General features: G+C 69.5%; 18 protein-coding genes. 5 read left to right on the top strand and 13 right to left on the bottom strand.

What is annotated here, in order from left to right; translation table 11 throughout:
* Nucleotides 1–48: 48 nt before the first annotated feature.
* The 6 genes from Gocc_RS14910 to Gocc_RS14940 all read right to left on the bottom strand — a co-directional run bounded on the left by Gocc_RS14910 (nt 49) and on the right by Gocc_RS14940 (nt 5,810).
* The gene (locus tag Gocc_RS14910) at nt 49–1,152 is read right to left on the bottom strand and encodes a peptidase C39 family protein (RefSeq protein ID WP_114797368.1); all 1,104 of its coding nucleotides are present in this window, start codon (nt 1,150–1,152) and stop codon (nt 49–51) included.
* A 46-nt stretch (nt 1,153–1,198) separates the two neighbouring features.
* Nucleotides 1,199–1,864 (bottom strand): Bax inhibitor-1/YccA family protein, encoded by a 666-nt coding sequence (locus Gocc_RS14915; protein WP_114797369.1) that lies wholly within the window; start codon nt 1,862–1,864, stop codon nt 1,199–1,201.
* A 366-nt stretch (nt 1,865–2,230) separates the two neighbouring features.
* Nucleotides 2,231–3,247, bottom strand: coding sequence for a GerMN domain-containing protein (locus tag Gocc_RS14925; protein WP_114797371.1), 1,017 nt, complete (start codon nt 3,245–3,247; stop codon nt 2,231–2,233).
* Nucleotides 3,248–3,259: 12 nt separating this feature from the next.
* Nucleotides 3,260–4,615 carry a hypothetical protein gene (locus Gocc_RS14930; RefSeq protein WP_114797372.1) on the bottom strand — a complete coding sequence of 452 codons (1,356 nt, stop codon included), beginning with the start codon at nt 4,613–4,615 and terminating at the stop codon, nt 3,260–3,262.
* The gene (locus Gocc_RS14935; RefSeq protein WP_114797389.1) at nt 4,612–5,172 is read right to left on the bottom strand and encodes an RNA polymerase sigma factor; all 561 of its coding nucleotides are present in this window, start codon (nt 5,170–5,172) and stop codon (nt 4,612–4,614) included. Before Gocc_RS14935 ends, Gocc_RS14930 begins: the two co-directional genes overlap by 4 nt.
* 131 nt (nt 5,173–5,303) lie before the next feature.
* Nucleotides 5,304–5,810 carry a hypothetical protein gene (locus Gocc_RS14940; RefSeq protein WP_147281348.1) on the bottom strand — a complete coding sequence of 169 codons (507 nt, stop codon included), beginning with the start codon at nt 5,808–5,810 and terminating at the stop codon, nt 5,304–5,306.
* 143 nt (nt 5,811–5,953) lie between these two features.
* Between Gocc_RS14940 and Gocc_RS16625 the strand changes: the two genes are divergently transcribed.
* Entirely contained in the window at nt 5,954–6,598 is a 645-nt protein-coding gene (locus Gocc_RS16625; protein ID WP_220150657.1) for a DUF3761 domain-containing protein, read from the top strand.
* Between the two features lie 177 nt (nt 6,599–6,775).
* On the opposite strand, the gene Gocc_RS14950 is transcribed toward Gocc_RS16625, so the two are convergent.
* Genes Gocc_RS14950 through Gocc_RS14965 form a run of 5 tightly spaced genes read right to left on the bottom strand, consistent with a single transcriptional unit; the run spans nt 6,776 to nt 8,922 of the window.
* Entirely contained in the window at nt 6,776–7,261 is a 486-nt protein-coding gene (locus Gocc_RS14950; RefSeq protein ID WP_114797374.1) for an antibiotic biosynthesis monooxygenase family protein, read from the bottom strand.
* A 34-nt stretch (nt 7,262–7,295) separates the two neighbouring features.
* On the bottom strand, nt 7,296–7,511 hold the full coding sequence (locus Gocc_RS16630) for a hypothetical protein (RefSeq protein ID WP_220150658.1): 216 nt from the start codon (nt 7,509–7,511) through the stop codon (nt 7,296–7,298).
* On the bottom strand, nt 7,512–8,087 hold the full coding sequence (locus tag Gocc_RS14955; protein WP_220150659.1) for a methyltransferase domain-containing protein: 576 nt from the start codon (nt 8,085–8,087) through the stop codon (nt 7,512–7,514).
* Nucleotides 8,084–8,317, bottom strand: a complete 234-nt coding sequence (locus Gocc_RS14960) for an anti-sigma factor family protein (RefSeq protein WP_114797376.1) — start codon at nt 8,315–8,317, stop codon at nt 8,084–8,086. The genes Gocc_RS14955 and Gocc_RS14960 overlap by 4 nt, the downstream gene beginning before the upstream one ends.
* Complete coding sequence (locus Gocc_RS14965) at nt 8,314–8,922, bottom strand: sigma-70 family RNA polymerase sigma factor (protein ID WP_114797377.1); 609 nt, start codon at nt 8,920–8,922, stop codon at nt 8,314–8,316. Before Gocc_RS14965 ends, Gocc_RS14960 begins: the two co-directional genes overlap by 4 nt.
* A 77-nt stretch (nt 8,923–8,999) precedes the next feature.
* Between Gocc_RS14965 and Gocc_RS14970 the strand changes: the two genes are divergently transcribed.
* From Gocc_RS14970 to Gocc_RS14985, 4 genes are read left to right on the top strand one after another with little or no spacing between them, the layout of a single operon-like run.
* Nucleotides 9,000–9,887: a methyltransferase domain-containing protein gene (locus tag Gocc_RS14970; protein ID WP_422718003.1), complete on the top strand. Its 888-nt coding sequence runs from the start codon at nt 9,000–9,002 to the stop codon at nt 9,885–9,887.
* A 2-nt stretch (nt 9,888–9,889) separates the two neighbouring features.
* Nucleotides 9,890–10,258, top strand: a complete 369-nt coding sequence (locus Gocc_RS14975; RefSeq protein WP_114797390.1) for a DsrE family protein — start codon at nt 9,890–9,892, stop codon at nt 10,256–10,258.
* A gap of 13 nt (nt 10,259–10,271) precedes the next feature.
* Complete coding sequence (locus tag Gocc_RS14980) at nt 10,272–10,922, top strand: DUF2182 domain-containing protein (protein WP_114797379.1); 651 nt, start codon at nt 10,272–10,274, stop codon at nt 10,920–10,922.
* 14 nt (nt 10,923–10,936) lie between these two features.
* Nucleotides 10,937–11,551, top strand: a complete 615-nt coding sequence (locus Gocc_RS14985; protein WP_114797380.1) for a DUF1326 domain-containing protein — start codon at nt 10,937–10,939, stop codon at nt 11,549–11,551.
* 786 nt (nt 11,552–12,337) lie between these two features.
* Here Gocc_RS14985 and Gocc_RS14990 read toward each other — a convergent pair.
* Both Gocc_RS14990 and Gocc_RS14995 read right to left on the bottom strand, forming a co-directional pair.
* Nucleotides 12,338–12,868 carry an MBL fold metallo-hydrolase gene (locus Gocc_RS14990; protein ID WP_181813735.1) on the bottom strand — a complete coding sequence of 177 codons (531 nt, stop codon included), beginning with the start codon at nt 12,866–12,868 and terminating at the stop codon, nt 12,338–12,340.
* Between the two features lie 135 nt (nt 12,869–13,003).
* Complete coding sequence (locus Gocc_RS14995; protein ID WP_114797382.1) at nt 13,004–14,647, bottom strand: DEAD/DEAH box helicase family protein; 1,644 nt, start codon at nt 14,645–14,647, stop codon at nt 13,004–13,006.
* Nucleotides 14,648–14,723 lie beyond the last annotated feature (76 nt).

Below are 14,723 nucleotides of genomic sequence, written 5' to 3' on the forward strand. Positions count from 1 at the left end.
ATCACCCGAACGGAGCGCTTCCTGCCCCGGCGCTCATGGCGCGATCCGCTACCAGCTTCCGTCCGAAGGAGGCAGGGCCTTCCCGGGCGGGCTGATCACGTAGACGGCGCCGCCGGAGCCGCCGATCCACGCGCGCTCGAACTGCCGCCGGTCGTAGATCCGGCGCACCGTCGCGTTCGACTCCGCGGCGGGATCGTTCACGATCGGGCTGCCGTCGGCGGCGAAGCCGGTGACGACGACGAGGTGGCCGGCCGTTCCCCGCGCGAGCGGGAAGCCGTCGAGCTCGCCCGCCGCGGCCGCGATCGAGGCGACGAGCGGGATTCGCTCGCCCACGAAGCGCTCCGCCTCGCGCAGCGACCGCAGGCGCGTGACGAAGGCGTCGAGGCCGAAGTGCGCCGCGTACGCGATGTTGAACGCCCAGTTGCCGGTGCCGCCGTACGCGTGGTCGAACGTGTGGCGCGCCGCGTGGACGACCCACGGGTCGGGACAGCCCGGATCGACCCAGGCATAGTCCGGCGGCGCCGGGCCGCTGCCCCAGTAGGCGAGCACCATCGCCGTCGAGGTCGGGCTGCACCATGCCTCCCCTCCGCCGCCGAGCTCGGGGTAGCGGCCCGCGTGGACGCTCTGCGCATAGGCGGGGACGCCGAGCTCGACGCCGCAGGCGGCGCCCGGCAGGCTCGCGATCTCCCCGTCTGCCCGGCCGGCCGACGCCGCCGCGGCGAGCAGGCGCAGGGTCGGCGGCGCCGCCGCGGCGGTGAGCGTCACGCGCAGGCGGTAGGCGCGCAGCGGTGTGCGCGCGACGAGCGTGTCGACCTCGACGGCGGCATCCGCGTCGGCCTGGCCGGGAACCGACGTGCGCCGGCGGCGGTCGTCGGCGTACGTCCATCTGCCGAGCGCATACCAGCGCGTCTCGTGCCCGGGCGAGCGGCCCTGCACCTCGACCTCGACGAGTGCCCCGGGGGGCGCGTCGGCGTTCCACGAGGCGACCAGCTCCTCGATGCCGAAGGCGGGCGCCACCCACGGGCCCGTCCAGCTTCCGCTCGCGCCGGCGGCGACCGTGATCCCCCTGCCGTCCGCGGCGGGCTCGACGCCGGCGGCGGCACCCGCCCGGAAGGAGGACGGCGTCGACACGCGCGTGAAGTGCACCTGCATCGACGCCCGTGCCCCTGTCAGGCACCGGCCGGCCGCGCGCCGGCGCTCAGTTGCGCCCGCCGCCGCCGAACAGCGACAGCAGCAGCAGGAAGACGTTGAAGATGTCGAGGAAGATCGACGCCGCAAGCAGCGGCGCCGCCTCGATCTGGCCGGCACGGCGCAGCCGCTGGAAGTCGAACATCGTGTAGCCGGCGAAGATGACGAGCCCGAGCACGGCGTAGATGACGCGGCCGCCGGGGATCGAGACGAACAGCATCACCAGCCCGAACACGATCAGCCCGAGCAGCGCGAAGAACGCGAGGCGGCCGATCATGCCGAGGTCGCGCCGGGTCGCGTAGCCGTAGGCGCCGAACGCGCCGATGAAGAGCGCCGTCGACCCTCCGGCCTGCCACAGCGCCGACGGGTCGACGGAGGCGTAGTAGGCGAGGACGGGCCCGACGCCGGCGCCGAGAAGCGCGCCCACGCCGAACAGCAGGCCGACGGCAAGCTGCTCGGAGCGGCGGATCGCCGCGTTGAGGCCGAGGATGCAGGCGAACGCGCCGACCATGGCTGCGATGCCCCATCCGCGCGAGAGGTCGCGGCCGGCCCAGGCACCGAGGGCGGCGACGGCGGCGGTGAGGGCGACGAGGCCCATCGTCTGCCCGAAGATCGCGCGCGCGCGATCGCGGGCGACGGCGGGCGACTGTGCGGAGACGTGCTCGAGGCTGCTCATGCCCTCATCGTACTCACGGCGCGCGCGTCGGGCGAGATGACGGCACGTGGGCCTGCCCTCGCGAGAGCACCGGGGGAGAGAGATCGGAGACAACAGCCGGCGACGGTGTCGGCGCCGGGCCGAAGACGCTCGGCCCGGCGAGACGCAGCTCGAGGATCCCGCGTGACGCATCGATCACGTTCGTCCGCGCCTCCCCGCGCGTACGCCCCTGTCTATGCGCACCGGGAACCTCGGGAATCGAGGCGACAACCCAGCCGTCCTCCCTCCGCTCGTAGACGGTCGTCATCTGCAGCGACTCGCTCGTGAGGGGCAAGGCAACCGATGTCCCGGGGTTGCAACCGCGAGCATCGTGATCACGCGTCGTCGCTACTGACGGGTGGGCGGGCAGGTGCGTGGCGGCACCTGTTGGAGCCAGTCGCTGAAGGCGCGGCAGCTTCCGTCCAGGCTGTAAACGGGTCGGGCGCGAGGCAGGAGATCACGGACGGTGGTGGTGAGGGCCGCGAGCAGGGAGGCGCTGCCGCAGCTGCTGCCGGCGTTGTGGATCAGCCCCGAGAGGTCGGCGAAGTCGATCCGAACGAGGCCGGCGGGCAGGATGCGCACGCCGCGCAGGCTGTCGGCGGTTCGGGTGGAAAACCAGGAGCGGTAGCCGCGCGCCCGCTCGGCGTGGCTGGGGCCGCGCAGCAGTGACCGTAGCGCAGCCGTGAGCGTCTGCTCGCGCGAGCGGAAGGTCGGGACGCTCCGCCGGCGGGCGAAGACCTCGCTGCAGGAGGTAGGGTCGCGCTGCAGGCGCGGGTTGCTGAAGTAGACGCGGACGGCTCGCCGGCCGGCCGCCTGGGTCGTGCGGTGGGGCGAGAAGAAGCGGACGCTGGCGACGGCCCGATCGACGACCGTCTTGAAGGAGGCGTAGCCGGAGCGTTGCGGCGGCACGGCGGTCTGGACGACGAACGCGCGGCCGCCGCGGTCGAGCACGTAACCGTAGAAGCGGGTTCCGGCCGGGAAGATCCCCTGATTGTTCGCGACCGCCTCGAAGCGGTAGCCGCCCCGCCCGTTCACACGCGTCGGGGCGTAGCGTCCGTGGGTGAAGCGGCGGTCGGTGAACCAGCCGGCGACCCGGACCGCCGACGCGGCTTCGATGCTCACCTGGAGCCTCGTCAGCGGCCGCTCGGTTCCCGGCTCGACCCGAAACGGCTGCGGGTCGAACGCGCTGCAGCGCTCGCTCGCACGCAGCTGCGCCGTGTACCAGCCTCCCGGGTAGCCGATCGCGTAGCCGCGCAGCCGGTTCGCGCACACCTTCCAGCCCGGCGGCAGCGCGGCCGTCGCCGCACTTGCCGACAGCAGCACGAGCGCGGCGGCGAGTGAAATTCCACGGACGGCGATACGCATCGTTCTCTCCTTTCAGCGGGGATGAAGCGAGCTCGCCACCCGGACGAGCTCGGCCGGGGTTGCGTCCCCGGCGACGGTGATCACGAGATGCGTGCCGAGCGCCCACAGGTGCGGCGTGGTGCGTCCGTCGACGACGAGTTCCGCTCGTGCGCCGGCGAGCGCCCCCTCCTGCAGGGTCAACCGGCGTGGGCGGAAGCGAAGCCAGGGGCTTGCGAACGGGTCGTGCCAGCCGCCGCGGGTGCGCGCGCGGGTCGTCACGATCAGCTGCTCGAATCCGTGCCGGTAGACGAGCGAGACGACCCCGCGGGAAGGTGGATTCGCTCCGAGCGCCGTCGGCAGCGTCCCACGCGCGACCGACACCTGGGCGAGCCGGAAACCGGCGGGCAGCCAGCCCGGAACGAGCGGCCGGTAGCCGACGACGCTGCCGGCGCGGGAGAGCGGAAGCCGCCGGAAGCCGACGTCCTCACGGCGGCGCAGCTCGGTGCCTGGGGGGTAATGGAGACGGAAAGTCCCTGGCGCGACGGGCTCGTCGAGGCGCAGCGAGAGAACCCGCGTCTCGCTGAGCACCCGCCCGCGGCGCTGCTCGACGATGCGCAGCGGAAACCCGGATTCGCGATCGATGACGACGATCAGACGGTCGGGCGAGAGCGACGGACTGACGCCGCCGGGGTTTCCGGCCAGATAGCGCGTGAGCGGCAGTGCGACCCGCCAAGCCGGCCGACCGCCGATGCGCACCTCGCGCACACGCAGACGGCCCTCCTCGCGCACGCTGCGCACAACCGCACGCAGCTGCCCCAGGAACGGGCTCTCGTTGTACGCGTCGGGTGACCCTGCAGCGAGACCCTGGTATTCCTCGCCGCTCGGGCGCTTGAACTCGCCGCCGGCGCTGAAGCTGCGGCCGACGCCGGCGGCCGCGTCGAACGAGCTCTCGTTCCGCTCCGGCGGCGCCCCTCGCCGCGTCGGCACGCGCTCGCTCCAGCGGTAGTCGCCGCGCGCGCTCAAGACCACGGTCGCGGAGATCGACGTCCGCGTTCCATCCGGGCCGGGAATCGCCGTCACCAGCCGCGCCCGCAGCGTCTGCGCCGAGCCGAAGGCGGCGATCACGCGAACCTTGACACGGCCGGCGAGCGCCTCGGAAGGCGCAAGCGGTGCCCGCGCCGGTAGTGCGAGCAGCACGGCGGCGGCCGCAGATCCCGCCAGCAGGAGCGCCGCCGCAGCAAGCACAACACGCCGGCGCGCCGCGCGCGCTGCACGCTCGGCGTCGAGGCGACGCCGCAGGAGCGGGTAGAAATCGGCCGGCAACGGCGGCAGATCGAGCTCCCGCAGCGCAGCACCCAGCTGCTCGTCCCGCTCGTACTCGACCGTCACCGCAGCTCGACTCCTTCCCTGTCGGCCAGCACCCGCCGCAGCGTCAGCCGGGCGCGGCTCAGGCGCGACGCGACAGTTCCTTCCGGCACGCCCAGTACCGCTGCCGCCTCCGCATAGTTCAAACCCTCGGCGTCGACGAGCAAGACCGCCGCACGCTCGACCGGCGGCAGCCCCGCCAGCGCGCTCGCGAGATCCTCCCGCAACACCACAGCCTCGACCAGATCGTTCTCACCCGCCCGCGGCGTCGCCTCGGCAAGCGAAACCACCGTGAGCCTGCGGCGACGCAGCTCGTCCAGGCAGACGTTGTAGGCGATCCGGTACAGCCAGGTGCGCACGTCCGCCTCACCACGAAACCCGGCTCGCGACCGAAACGCGCGCAAGAGCGTCTCCTGCAGCGCATCCGCCGCCCGTTCACGATCGCCGAGCAGCCGGAAGGCAAGCCGTCGCAACCCCACCTCGTGCTCCCGCACCAGTACGAGAAACGCCTCCACATCGTCCTGAAGGCCCGCCACGGTCCGGGCTGGCATCGCCCGCCCCCGGGAGAGGCTCGAGAGCATGATCACACAACCCTTAGACGTAAGCGCGAGCGAGATCCTTCGCGGCCCCGTCCGCCCCGGCGCAACCCGCGAGGCTCGACACCGCTCCTCGTGCCCCCGTCGATCGCCTCCACATGCGACTCCGCCATCTGCTAGCGGGCGACGAGCCGTGCGATGTAGCTGGCCGTGCCGCTCCTCGATCGCACGGTGATGGTGACGAGCCCGAGTGTCGCGACACGCCAGCCGGTGGTGCGCGCCGGGGTGAGGACAAACGTGCGCGATTGCCGCCGCAGCAGAGTCTGACGCGGACGGAAGCCGAAGTGAAAACGGACCTGCTCGCCCGGCCGAACCGCGAGCCGAGGCACGTCGCTGCGCGCGGAGGGCGGAATGAAATCGACACAGCTCGTCCGCCAGCAGAAGCTCGAGAAGGCAAGCCACGAAGAGCTGTGCGCGGTCTCGACCCACGCCGGCGGCGGGCTCGTCGCCGCTCCCACCACCCGCGACGGCGGCGTGCTCGGCGGCCCCGCGGCGGCCGCGATCGCCGCCGTCACGAGCGCCACCACGATCGCTAGACCGCCGGCCAGCTTCATCGCAACCACCATACGTCGCCGCCACGGCGCCGCGTCACACGCCGCACAGAAACCGACGCCCGCTGCCACGCTCCCCGTTCCCGCGTCGACGGACCGGGTCTCTGGGTTCGCCGGACGGCCTCGGAGGGGCGGACTCCAGGAACCGCACGCATACTGAGAAGCCTCGGACCATGAGACGAACGGCCTTCTCCCTCACCCTGCTCCTGCTCATCGTGCTGGTCGGCGCCGCGTCCTCCGGAAGCGCCACCCCTCCACCAGGCGCCACCGCCCGTTGCGACGACGGCACGTACAGCTACTCCAAGCACCACTCCGGAACCTGCTCTCACCACGGCGGCGTTGCCGCCTGGCTCGGCGGTAGCTCCACCGCGCCCGCGCCGACCGCAGACGGCGGCAGCAGCCGAACCGATGTCGGCCAGACTGTGCTGCTCTCGCCTCGGACGAGAACGACGCACTGCAGGCTCGGCGTCGATCCCGACCGCAGCTGCTCGCCGGGCGCCTACTACAGCAAGCTGACCAGGCCTGTCATCTGCTCAGCGACATTCCGGACGAGCTCGATCCGGAACGTGCCCGAATCGGAAAAGCTCGACGTCGAGGCCGAGTACGGGATGAAGCCAGGACACTACGGGCGAACGCTCGAGATCGACCACATCGTCTCGCTCGAGCTCGGAGGTTCCAACGACATCGCCAACCTCTACCCCGAGCGCGCCCCCGGCTACCACGCAAAGGACGCCCTCGAGAACAGGCTTCACAGCATGGTCTGCACGGGTGCGATCACTCTTCGCAGTGCGCAACACCGGATCGCGAGCAACTGGCAGGCGCTCTACAAGAAGGTCTTCGGCGTGGCGCCGACCACCTAGCCGGGGACCGTCCGCCAACCCGAGCCGCGTCTCGGCCGCCCGCAAAGCGAGCGTTCAGACGCAGATGTGCTCCGTTCCATCGGCGAGATCGATGCGTTAAGGGACACCGATGTTGATCTTCAGCATGGCCCGCTCGAAGTGGACGCGCCAGATGAGGTCGCCGTGGACTCCACCCGCCTATGCGGAGCTCCGCATAGGCGGGTGCATTCCAACCCGATCGAGCTCGTCACGCAGGTGCAGGCATGACGCAGCCCGCCACGGGCCGGCGCCGACGCCATGGCAGGAATGCTGTTCTCGCAGTTGCCACTGCCCGTCGCATTGCTCGTGGACGTGCAACTCGCGCCGCGATCGTGCTACGGCCGCAGCTTCAGTCGATCGATTCGTAGTGGTGGACGGAGCATTCCTCGATCCCTCGGCTTCGCGCTCGTCCGGGATCACTTCGCTCTCCCAGTTCTCGCCGGTCATGTTCTTCATGGCGTCGAGGCTCTCCCAGACCGAGATCATCACGATTTCGTCGCCCATGGCCCCGAAGCCACGTCCGCTGTGACGCGCGAGGAGTCCTGGTTGGCCGTCCACGAACGGAATCGAGACCTCCTCGATCAGCTGAGCGAGCTCGTCGCCCATCCCTCGCTTCGGCCTGGCACGAAAGACGCGAATGAGCATGCGGTCCCTCCTTCCGACGATTGCGGGCGGCGCCTCAGCGCCGCGCGCGGACGACGACGGCGACGCCGACCGCCCGTTGCTTCTCGGGGGCGATCAGCGTTCGCATCAGGGTGAGGATCTCGTCGTCGAAGAGTGGGTAGAGCGCGCAGTCGTCGATGCCCATCGGCTTGTGCTCGAGCACCTCGATCTCGCTGAATCCGGCCCGTTCGAGCTTTGCGACGAAGTCACGCTCCGCCAGTGCCCCGGCCACTCAGCCGGCCCAGGCGGCCGGGTGGGTCAGGACCTCCGGGGGGAGATCGTCCTCGTCGATGGTCAGGTCGGAGACGCACAGCTCGCCGCCCGGCCGAAGGACGCGCGCGCATTCGGCGAGCACGCGCGCCTTGCGCGGCGAGAGGTTGACGACGCCGTTCGAGATCACGACGTCGACGCTCGCGTCGGGCAGCGGGATCTCCTCCATCTCGGCTTCGAGCGTGTCGACGTTCCCGAGCCCGGCCTCGCGCGCCGCCTGCGCCGTCTGTTCGAGCATCTCCGGCAGGAAGTCGAGCGCGATCACGCGGCCGCTGGGGCCCGCCCGCTGCGCCGCGAGGATCGTGTCGATACCCGAGCCGCAGCCGAGATCGAGCACCGTCGCACCCGGCTCGATGCGCGCGAAACGGAGGTGGTTGCAGAGGCCGAGCGCACCGTTGCGCGCCGACTCCGGCACCAGCGCCAGCTCCTCCGCGCTGTAGAGGCGCTCGGCGACGCGCGTCGTCGACCCGTTGACGGCCCGGTAGGCATCGCGGACGAACGCCTTGATCTCGTCCGAGCGCATCAGGTCGCGGCTCATCTGCCCTCCAACCCGTGCAGCGTCGCGGTCAGTCGCGCGTGCACGTCGGGCGGCAGCTCCTCGTCGGCGTTCCGGGCGAGGAAGCCGCGCAGCTCCTCCGCGAACTCGAGCTCGCCGCAGCAGCGACGGCAGACGCTCAGGTGCTCCTCGACCGCGGCGCGCTCGGCGTCGTCGACGAGCCCGTCGAGGTAGTCCCACAGCTCGCGGACGGCCTGGGCGCAGCTGATCACGCGACCGGCTCCCGCAGCATCTCGTTGGCCTCCGCGTACTCCCAGAGCCGGCGCTCGAACAGCTTGCGGCCGCGGTGGAGCCGCGCGAGGATCGTCCCGAGCGGCACTTTCGTCATCTGTGCGACCTCCTTCGCGAGGAAGCCGTCGACGTAGACGAGCAGGAGCGGCGTGCGGTAGTGCTCCGGCAGCGTGGCGAGCACGGCCTGGACGTCCTCGCGCCCGAAGCGGTGCAGGAAGTCGAGGTGGAGCGAGTCCGAGTACGGGAACGGATCCTCGTCGGCGAGCTTGCGGTAGAGGGAGAACTGCTCGATGTCCTCGACCGCCACCTCCTGCGGCCGGCGCGCGCGGCGGCGGTGGCGGTCGCGGCAGCAGTTGACGAGGATGCGCGTGAGCCACGCGGGCGCGGCATCGCCGTGTTCGAGCTGCCCGAGCCTGCGGTAGGCGTTGAGCAGGCAGTCCTGGACGGCATCCTCGGCGTCGTCGCCGACGAGCCGGCGCGCGAGCCGGTAGAGGCGCGGCAGCTCGGGCTCGGCAAGCTCGCGGAAGCGCCTCCGAGCTGCATCGGCCGGATCGGTGTCCTCCGTGCATGCGCCATCCGCAGCCATAAGACGCTCCCGCGCCCGACGTTATTGCATCGAGCGGCAAATGCAATAGCAATCGTCGCGGCAGCGTCTTTACTCCTATGGAACCAGCCCAAGAAGAAATGCCCGCCGGCATCGACGTCGATCTCCTCAAATCGGAGATCAAGAACACCTACGCGTGCGTGTCGCAGGAGCCCGACAGGGACTTCATCTTCCCGACCGGGCGCGCCTGGGCGCAAGACCTCGACTACCCGCCCGAGCTCGCGAACGTGCCAGAGGCGGCGGTCGAGTCGTTCGCAGGAGTCGCAAACCCCTGGGAGATCGGCCGGCTCTCCGCCGGTGAGCGCGTGCTCGACCTCGGCTGCGGCGCAGGCACCGACACGCTCGTCGCCGCGCAGATGGTCGGCCCCGAAGGAAGCGTCACCGGCATCGACATGACGCCCGAGATGCTCGCCAAGGCGCGTCGGGCCGCCACGGAGATGCGCGCCACCAACGTCGAGTTCGTCGAAGGCGAGATCGAGCTGCTGCCATTCGCCGACGAGAGCATCGACGTCGTGATCTCGAACGGCGTCATCGACCTCCTCCCCGACAAGGACACGGTCTTCGCGGAGATCTACCGCGTCCTGTGCCCGGGGGGCCGCATCCAGCTCGCCGACGTCACGATCCAGCAGCCGGTCAGCCAGGAAGGCAAACGCAACATCGACCTCTGGACCGGCTGAATCGCCGGCGCTCTGCTGGAAGCAGAGTACGCGCAAATCCTGCAACGACACGGCTTCGAGCGAATCGAGACCGGCAACCTCGTCGCAACCTACGCACGCTCGACGTCGGAGGACACCCGGCGAAAAGCCATCAAATTCGGTGCGAACGGGACAACGGTGAAGGCCTACAAAGCCGTCGCGCCTGCGCGAGCGGCCGGGCGCACGGGGGCCGACGGCGAGCAGCCGACGAGCTCACGCCCGCTTCGAGAGAACGACGACAAAGGGAGATGACGATGACGGACGGACAAAAGGTGCTCGTGAACCTGGCGACGGGACTGGAGGATGCCGAACGCGTGACGATCGCCTTCCTCGTCGCAACCGCCGCGCTCGACAAGGGCAAGCCCGCCGCGATCTGGCTGACAAAGGACGCGGTGCGGCTTGCGCTGCCAGACGAGGCGAAAGGCGAAGCGTGCGACGGCTGCCCGCCGCTCGAGCGGCTGTTCGGCCAGTTCGCAGACGGAGGCGGCGAGCTGCTCGTTTGCCCGATCTGCTTCAACTCGCGCAAGCTCGACGAATCACAGCTCGTCGGCAACGCGAGGATCGCCGGCGCGTCACCGCTCCACGACTGGATCGGCGAGGGTGCGACCGTTTTCAGCTACTGACGCGCCGAGAGCCGTGCGGCTCGACCGCGGCGCGCTGACGGCACTCACGGGCGTCGCAGCCGCCGCCTGGGTCGCACTGGTACTCCAACCGGACGGGATGGCGATGGGAATGCCTGCGTTCCTCGCCGGCTGGACGCTGATGATGGCCGCGATGATGCTGCCCTCGATCGCGCCGCTCGTGCTGCTCCACCGGCGCGTCAGGGGTGGCGGTCGGAGCACCGTCGCGCTTGCGCTCGGCTACCTGTTCGTGTGGGCGGCCTTCGGCCTGCCGGCATTCGCGGCGCAGCTCGCGCTCGGTGACCGGGCGCCCGCCGGAGCCGTCGCGGCCGTACTGGTCGTCGCCGGCGTCTACCAGCTGACACCACTGAAAACCGCCTGCCTGCGCCGCTGCCGCAGCGCGCTCGATTTCCTGATGCAACGGCCGCAACACGGCGCGGTGCGGCTCGGCCTCACACACGGCATCTACTGCGTCGGTTGTTGCTGGGGGCTGATGGCGGTACTCGTCGGCGCGGGCGCGATGGGACTCGCCTGGGCCGCGGCGATCGCCGCGCTCGTCTTCGCCGAAAAACTGCTCCCGGCCGGCGAGCGCTTCGCCCGCCTGACCGGGATCGCTCTCGTTGTCACCGGACTCGTCATCACCGTCGGAGCCGTGCGCCCCGGCTGAAAAGGAGGAAGAAGATGACAGAAGCATCAAGCTCGTGGAAGCTCGACGGCACCGTCCTGATCGCCTGCAACTGCGACTACGGCTGCCCCTGCAACTTCAACGCGCTACCCACCACCGGCGACTGCGAGGGCCAGTGGACATGGCACGTCGAGCACGGACACCTCGGCGGGGTGACGCTCGACGGACTGAACTTCAGCGTTGCGGCCGACTGGCCGGGCGCGATCCACGAAGGCAACGGCGAAGCGACCGTCTTCGTCGACGACCGCGCCGACGAGCACCAACTGGAAGCGATCGGCACACTGCTCAGCGGCGAAGCCGGCGGCCCCTGGGCGATCGTCGGCAAGACGCTCACGACGGTGCATGGCCCACACCAGATGCGCTACGAGCTCACGCTCGACGGCCTCCACACGACGCTGCGTGTCGGCGAGGCGATGGAGCTCGAGCTGGAACCGATCCGCAACCCCGTCAGCGGCGCCGAGGTACATCCCGGCGCCGTCCTTCCCGAAGGGTTCATCTTCCGCGAAGGCGCCTTCGCCTCCTCCAAGACCTTCCGGGTCGCCGACGGCGTCAACTACGAGCATCCCGGCAAATACGCCGCCATCGCCCCGTTCGAGTACGCAGGTCCCTAGTGTCTTGAGTCGCTGATCCGTTGGCAGTAGGCGGCGAGGCAGTCGAGGATCTCGTCGGCGGTGGAGCGGGGATTCGAATTGCACCGCGAAACGCAGGGACATCACGAGGTGGTAGCACCGTGGCAGCACCGATGGTGTCGCGTTTCCAGATCCGGCAAAGAAAAGCCCTGTCTCCAGTGACTGTTCAGGTCGTCGGGAGCCAGGGTCGGCGGTTGCCGAGGGCGCGCAGCGCTTCATGCGACCAACCCCGCTGACGCGAACGTGGTGCCCCGCTACGCGGCCCGCATGACCTTGACCGGGATGGGGTCAGGTCTTCTTCGTTCCACCCGCGGCCGCCACGGACGAGATCCATCCCCATCGCCACAGGCATAGACACGCCGGTGGACGGTCGGAGACCGAGCAGCCGAGGCTGGTGGCGAGCTCGCGCAAGCTGCAGCCGTGCTCGATATGCGCGATCACGAGCGGGTGGAACGAAGAAGACCTGACCCCGGCCTCCCTCATAGACCCGCACTCCGTCCCAGTTCGCCTGCGGGATGGTGGTTGCGCCGGTCGCCGCCGCGACTGCGGCGCCGTAGAGGTCAAGGACGAGCAGCCGCCTCGCGCGCCGCGCAGCTCGGTAGATGCTCACAAGGCGATCGACGTTCTGCGGGGAGAACATCGCGAGCACCAAGCCTGCAGCGGACTCGATCGTCTCGTGAGCGTGCGCTTCGACATCGTCCTCGGAGGCGAGGCCCCGCGAAGCTGCGTCTGCCTCGCCCATCCTTGTGCCTTCCACGATTAGGGCGTCTATGTCGGGGGGGGGGGCGGATTGGTGATGAGCCGCTCGAAGAGGCCGTGCTTTCGGCCGTGGCCGCGGAGATCTCCGCTGTAGAAGAGCCTCCGTCCGCCCGCCTCTACGAGGAGCGCGTATGCGTCGAAGGCGCTGTGATCTACGAGGAAGGGCGTGATCTTGAACGGGCCGAGCTCGAACGGCGTTCGGTCGGCGAGTAGACCAGTGGGCTGGATCCTCGCTCCCATCGGAGTAAAGAACGCGGCCTCAGCAAGGATCCGCGCGGTCGCAGCTCCGACGTAAACCGGGATCTCCGGATCGACTTGACCAATCAGACCGTAGTGGTCGGGATGGCCGTGCGTGATGACGACCCCGAGCAGGCTGTTGTCGGGCTTCAGCAAGCCGCCGATCGTCCGCGGCAGGCTTTCGCCGTCGAGCGCGGCAGCGAGAGGAAGCCCAAGGTCGAGAACCACTCTTGCCCGCTCGTGTTCGACTTCGACGACGTTCCCCCCGATTTCGGCGGCGCCGCGATGAATGCACACGCGCATGGACGGGAGTGTGGACCGGCTGTCCGTGGCCCGCCAGGTATCGCCAGCTCGCGGCCCCATGTCTTCGATCGACTCGGGAGCCTCGTGCGTACAGGCACCGCTAGCGCTAGGGCGTTTCTTGTCGCGCCGACGCCTCTATTCCGGCGATAAGAACTCGATCAAAGCCTTGTTGCCATGACGCGACGAGAAGCGTTGGATGTCGTCCGCGACCTCAAGGATCTCGCCGAGAAAGGTCTCGTGCGCATCAAGATCGGAGTCTTCGCTCGTCCCTTCCACGAAAATGATTGCGAACCGAGCCACGCGCCCATCCGGCTTTCGCCGGAGCACGCGCCCCATCCGCTGCACCATCTGCCGGCGTTGCTGGCTTGCTGCGAAGATGACGCCGAGGTCGGCCTCCGGCACGTCGACTCCCTCGTCCAGCAGCTTCGGTGCCACGATGACCTTTAGCTGGCCCCGCGCAAAGCGATGGAAGATTTGTGTGCGGTCGGCGCTGTTGAGTTCGCTGTGTAGCGCCTCGGACGGGACGCCGTTCTGCGCGAGGCTTGCCGAGCACTTCGACGCCGAATCGATCGTTTGCGTGAAGACGATCGAGCGATCTGAAGCGAGAAAGGCATCGGTCAGTGAGATGAGAACGCGGTACTTTGCCGCGGTGTCTGCGAGGAGTTGGCGGCGCTTCGAAGATGCGGACAGGTATCGGTTCGCAAGCATCCCTTCACGCTTCGTCCCGTTCTTGCTGAGCTTGTTGACGAAGAGGATGAACTCCTCGTAGGGGTCCGCGGGCGCGCCGACGGAGAGCAGCGCTCTCCTCGCCTGCCGCAGAGCCTCCGTATGTTCGTCGTACTCGTCGCGCTCGGCTGGGGCGAACGCGACCGGCATGAGCGCGACCCGGAACGGCGCCACAACGCCCTCGCCGACCGCGTCCGCGTAGCCGTACGAGAAAACGACCCCGCCGAAATACGGGTCGAGCACGTCTTCGTGGCCGCCGTCATCGCGCGCGTAGGTTGCTGTAAGTCCGAGCCGGCGCTCGAACCGGTCCTCGAGCGCCAGCCGGAACCGTTCGCCGGCGTAGCGGTGGCACTCGTCAGCGATCAAGAGGCCGCGACGCCCGGGAGGGAGCCCCAGCTCGTACGCCGATGCCGAGTTCACAACCGCGACTAGGACGTCGCAGGAGGCGAGGTTGCCAGAGTCGCCTGCGCGAAGGACACCGATCCGCGCGTTAGGCATCTGCCCTTCAAGAGCAGCCACCCACTGCTCGAGCAGTGGGTGCGTCGGAACGACCACAGCGACCTTCCCGTCCTCGGACAGGTGTCGCTCGGCGGCCGCGAGAGCAACCCGCGTCTTCCCGGATCCGGTGACCGCTTCGATGACGCCCCTGAAACCGTTCGCTTCCCAACTCTGAAGCGCTCGCCTTTGCCACGGGTACAGATTCGTCGCCCACGCGAAGTCGCCGTCACCGATGGTCTCGGCCTGCTCCTCTACGTCCTGAACATCCTCGAGCTGCAGGACCTGATCGACCACGGCTCGCAGCTTCTGAAGCCACCACTGCGGCGGCACATCGGGGCTCGCGAAGAACAGGTCGGAGCGGGAGTAAAGCGCGCCGTTGATCGGCTTCTTGTCCTCGCCCAAACGGCCTGCAAGGTCGCGGGCCGTCAGACCCGGCGACTTGAGGAGCTCGAGGGTAATACGCACCGCTAGTTCCTGACGCCTACTCACTCCGGCTTCTCCGTGGAGGATGACCCGACGGCCGTGGAATCTGATGGCGGCCTCCTGATGGATCATATGGTCAGGCTGTGACAGCGATGGTGGACGGGTTCTCGGCGCCGACGGTGTGGCGGAGGGTCGCCGCGAGTTGCGG

Origin of the sequence: Gaiella occulta (assembly GCF_003351045.1) — a bacterium.
GTDB classification, from domain to species: Bacteria; Actinomycetota; Thermoleophilia; order Gaiellales; family Gaiellaceae; genus Gaiella; species Gaiella occulta.

What these genes read in the sequence shown, in the direction of transcription:
- Gocc_RS14910 (WP_114797368.1), bottom strand. Translation starts at nt 1,152, where the DNA reads ATGCAGGTGCACTTCACGCGCGTGTCGACGCCGTCCTCCTTCCGGGCG.
- Gocc_RS14915 (WP_114797369.1), bottom strand. Translation starts at nt 1,864, where the DNA reads ATGAGCAGCCTCGAGCACGTCTCCGCACAGTCGCCCGCCGTCGCCCGC.
- Gocc_RS14925 (WP_114797371.1), bottom strand. Translation starts at nt 3,247, where the DNA reads ATGCGTATCGCCGTCCGTGGAATTTCACTCGCCGCCGCGCTCGTGCTG.
- Gocc_RS14935 (WP_114797389.1), bottom strand. Translation starts at nt 5,172, where the DNA reads ATGCTCTCGAGCCTCTCCCGGGGGCGGGCGATGCCAGCCCGGACCGTG.
- Gocc_RS14950 (WP_114797374.1), bottom strand. Translation starts at nt 7,261, where the DNA reads ATGCTCATTCGCGTCTTTCGTGCCAGGCCGAAGCGAGGGATGGGCGAC.
- Gocc_RS14955 (WP_220150659.1), bottom strand. Translation starts at nt 8,087, where the DNA reads ATGAGCCGCGACCTGATGCGCTCGGACGAGATCAAGGCGTTCGTCCGC.
- Gocc_RS14965 (WP_114797377.1), bottom strand. Translation starts at nt 8,922, where the DNA reads ATGGCTGCGGATGGCGCATGCACGGAGGACACCGATCCGGCCGATGCA.
- Gocc_RS14975 (WP_114797390.1), top strand. Translation starts at nt 9,890, where the DNA reads ATGACGGACGGACAAAAGGTGCTCGTGAACCTGGCGACGGGACTGGAG.
- Gocc_RS14985 (WP_114797380.1), top strand. Translation starts at nt 10,937, where the DNA reads ATGACAGAAGCATCAAGCTCGTGGAAGCTCGACGGCACCGTCCTGATC.
- Gocc_RS14990 (WP_181813735.1), bottom strand. Translation starts at nt 12,868, where the DNA reads ATGCGCGTGTGCATTCATCGCGGCGCCGCCGAAATCGGGGGGAACGTC.
- Gocc_RS14995 (WP_114797382.1), bottom strand. Translation starts at nt 14,647, where the DNA reads ATGATCCATCAGGAGGCCGCCATCAGATTCCACGGCCGTCGGGTCATC.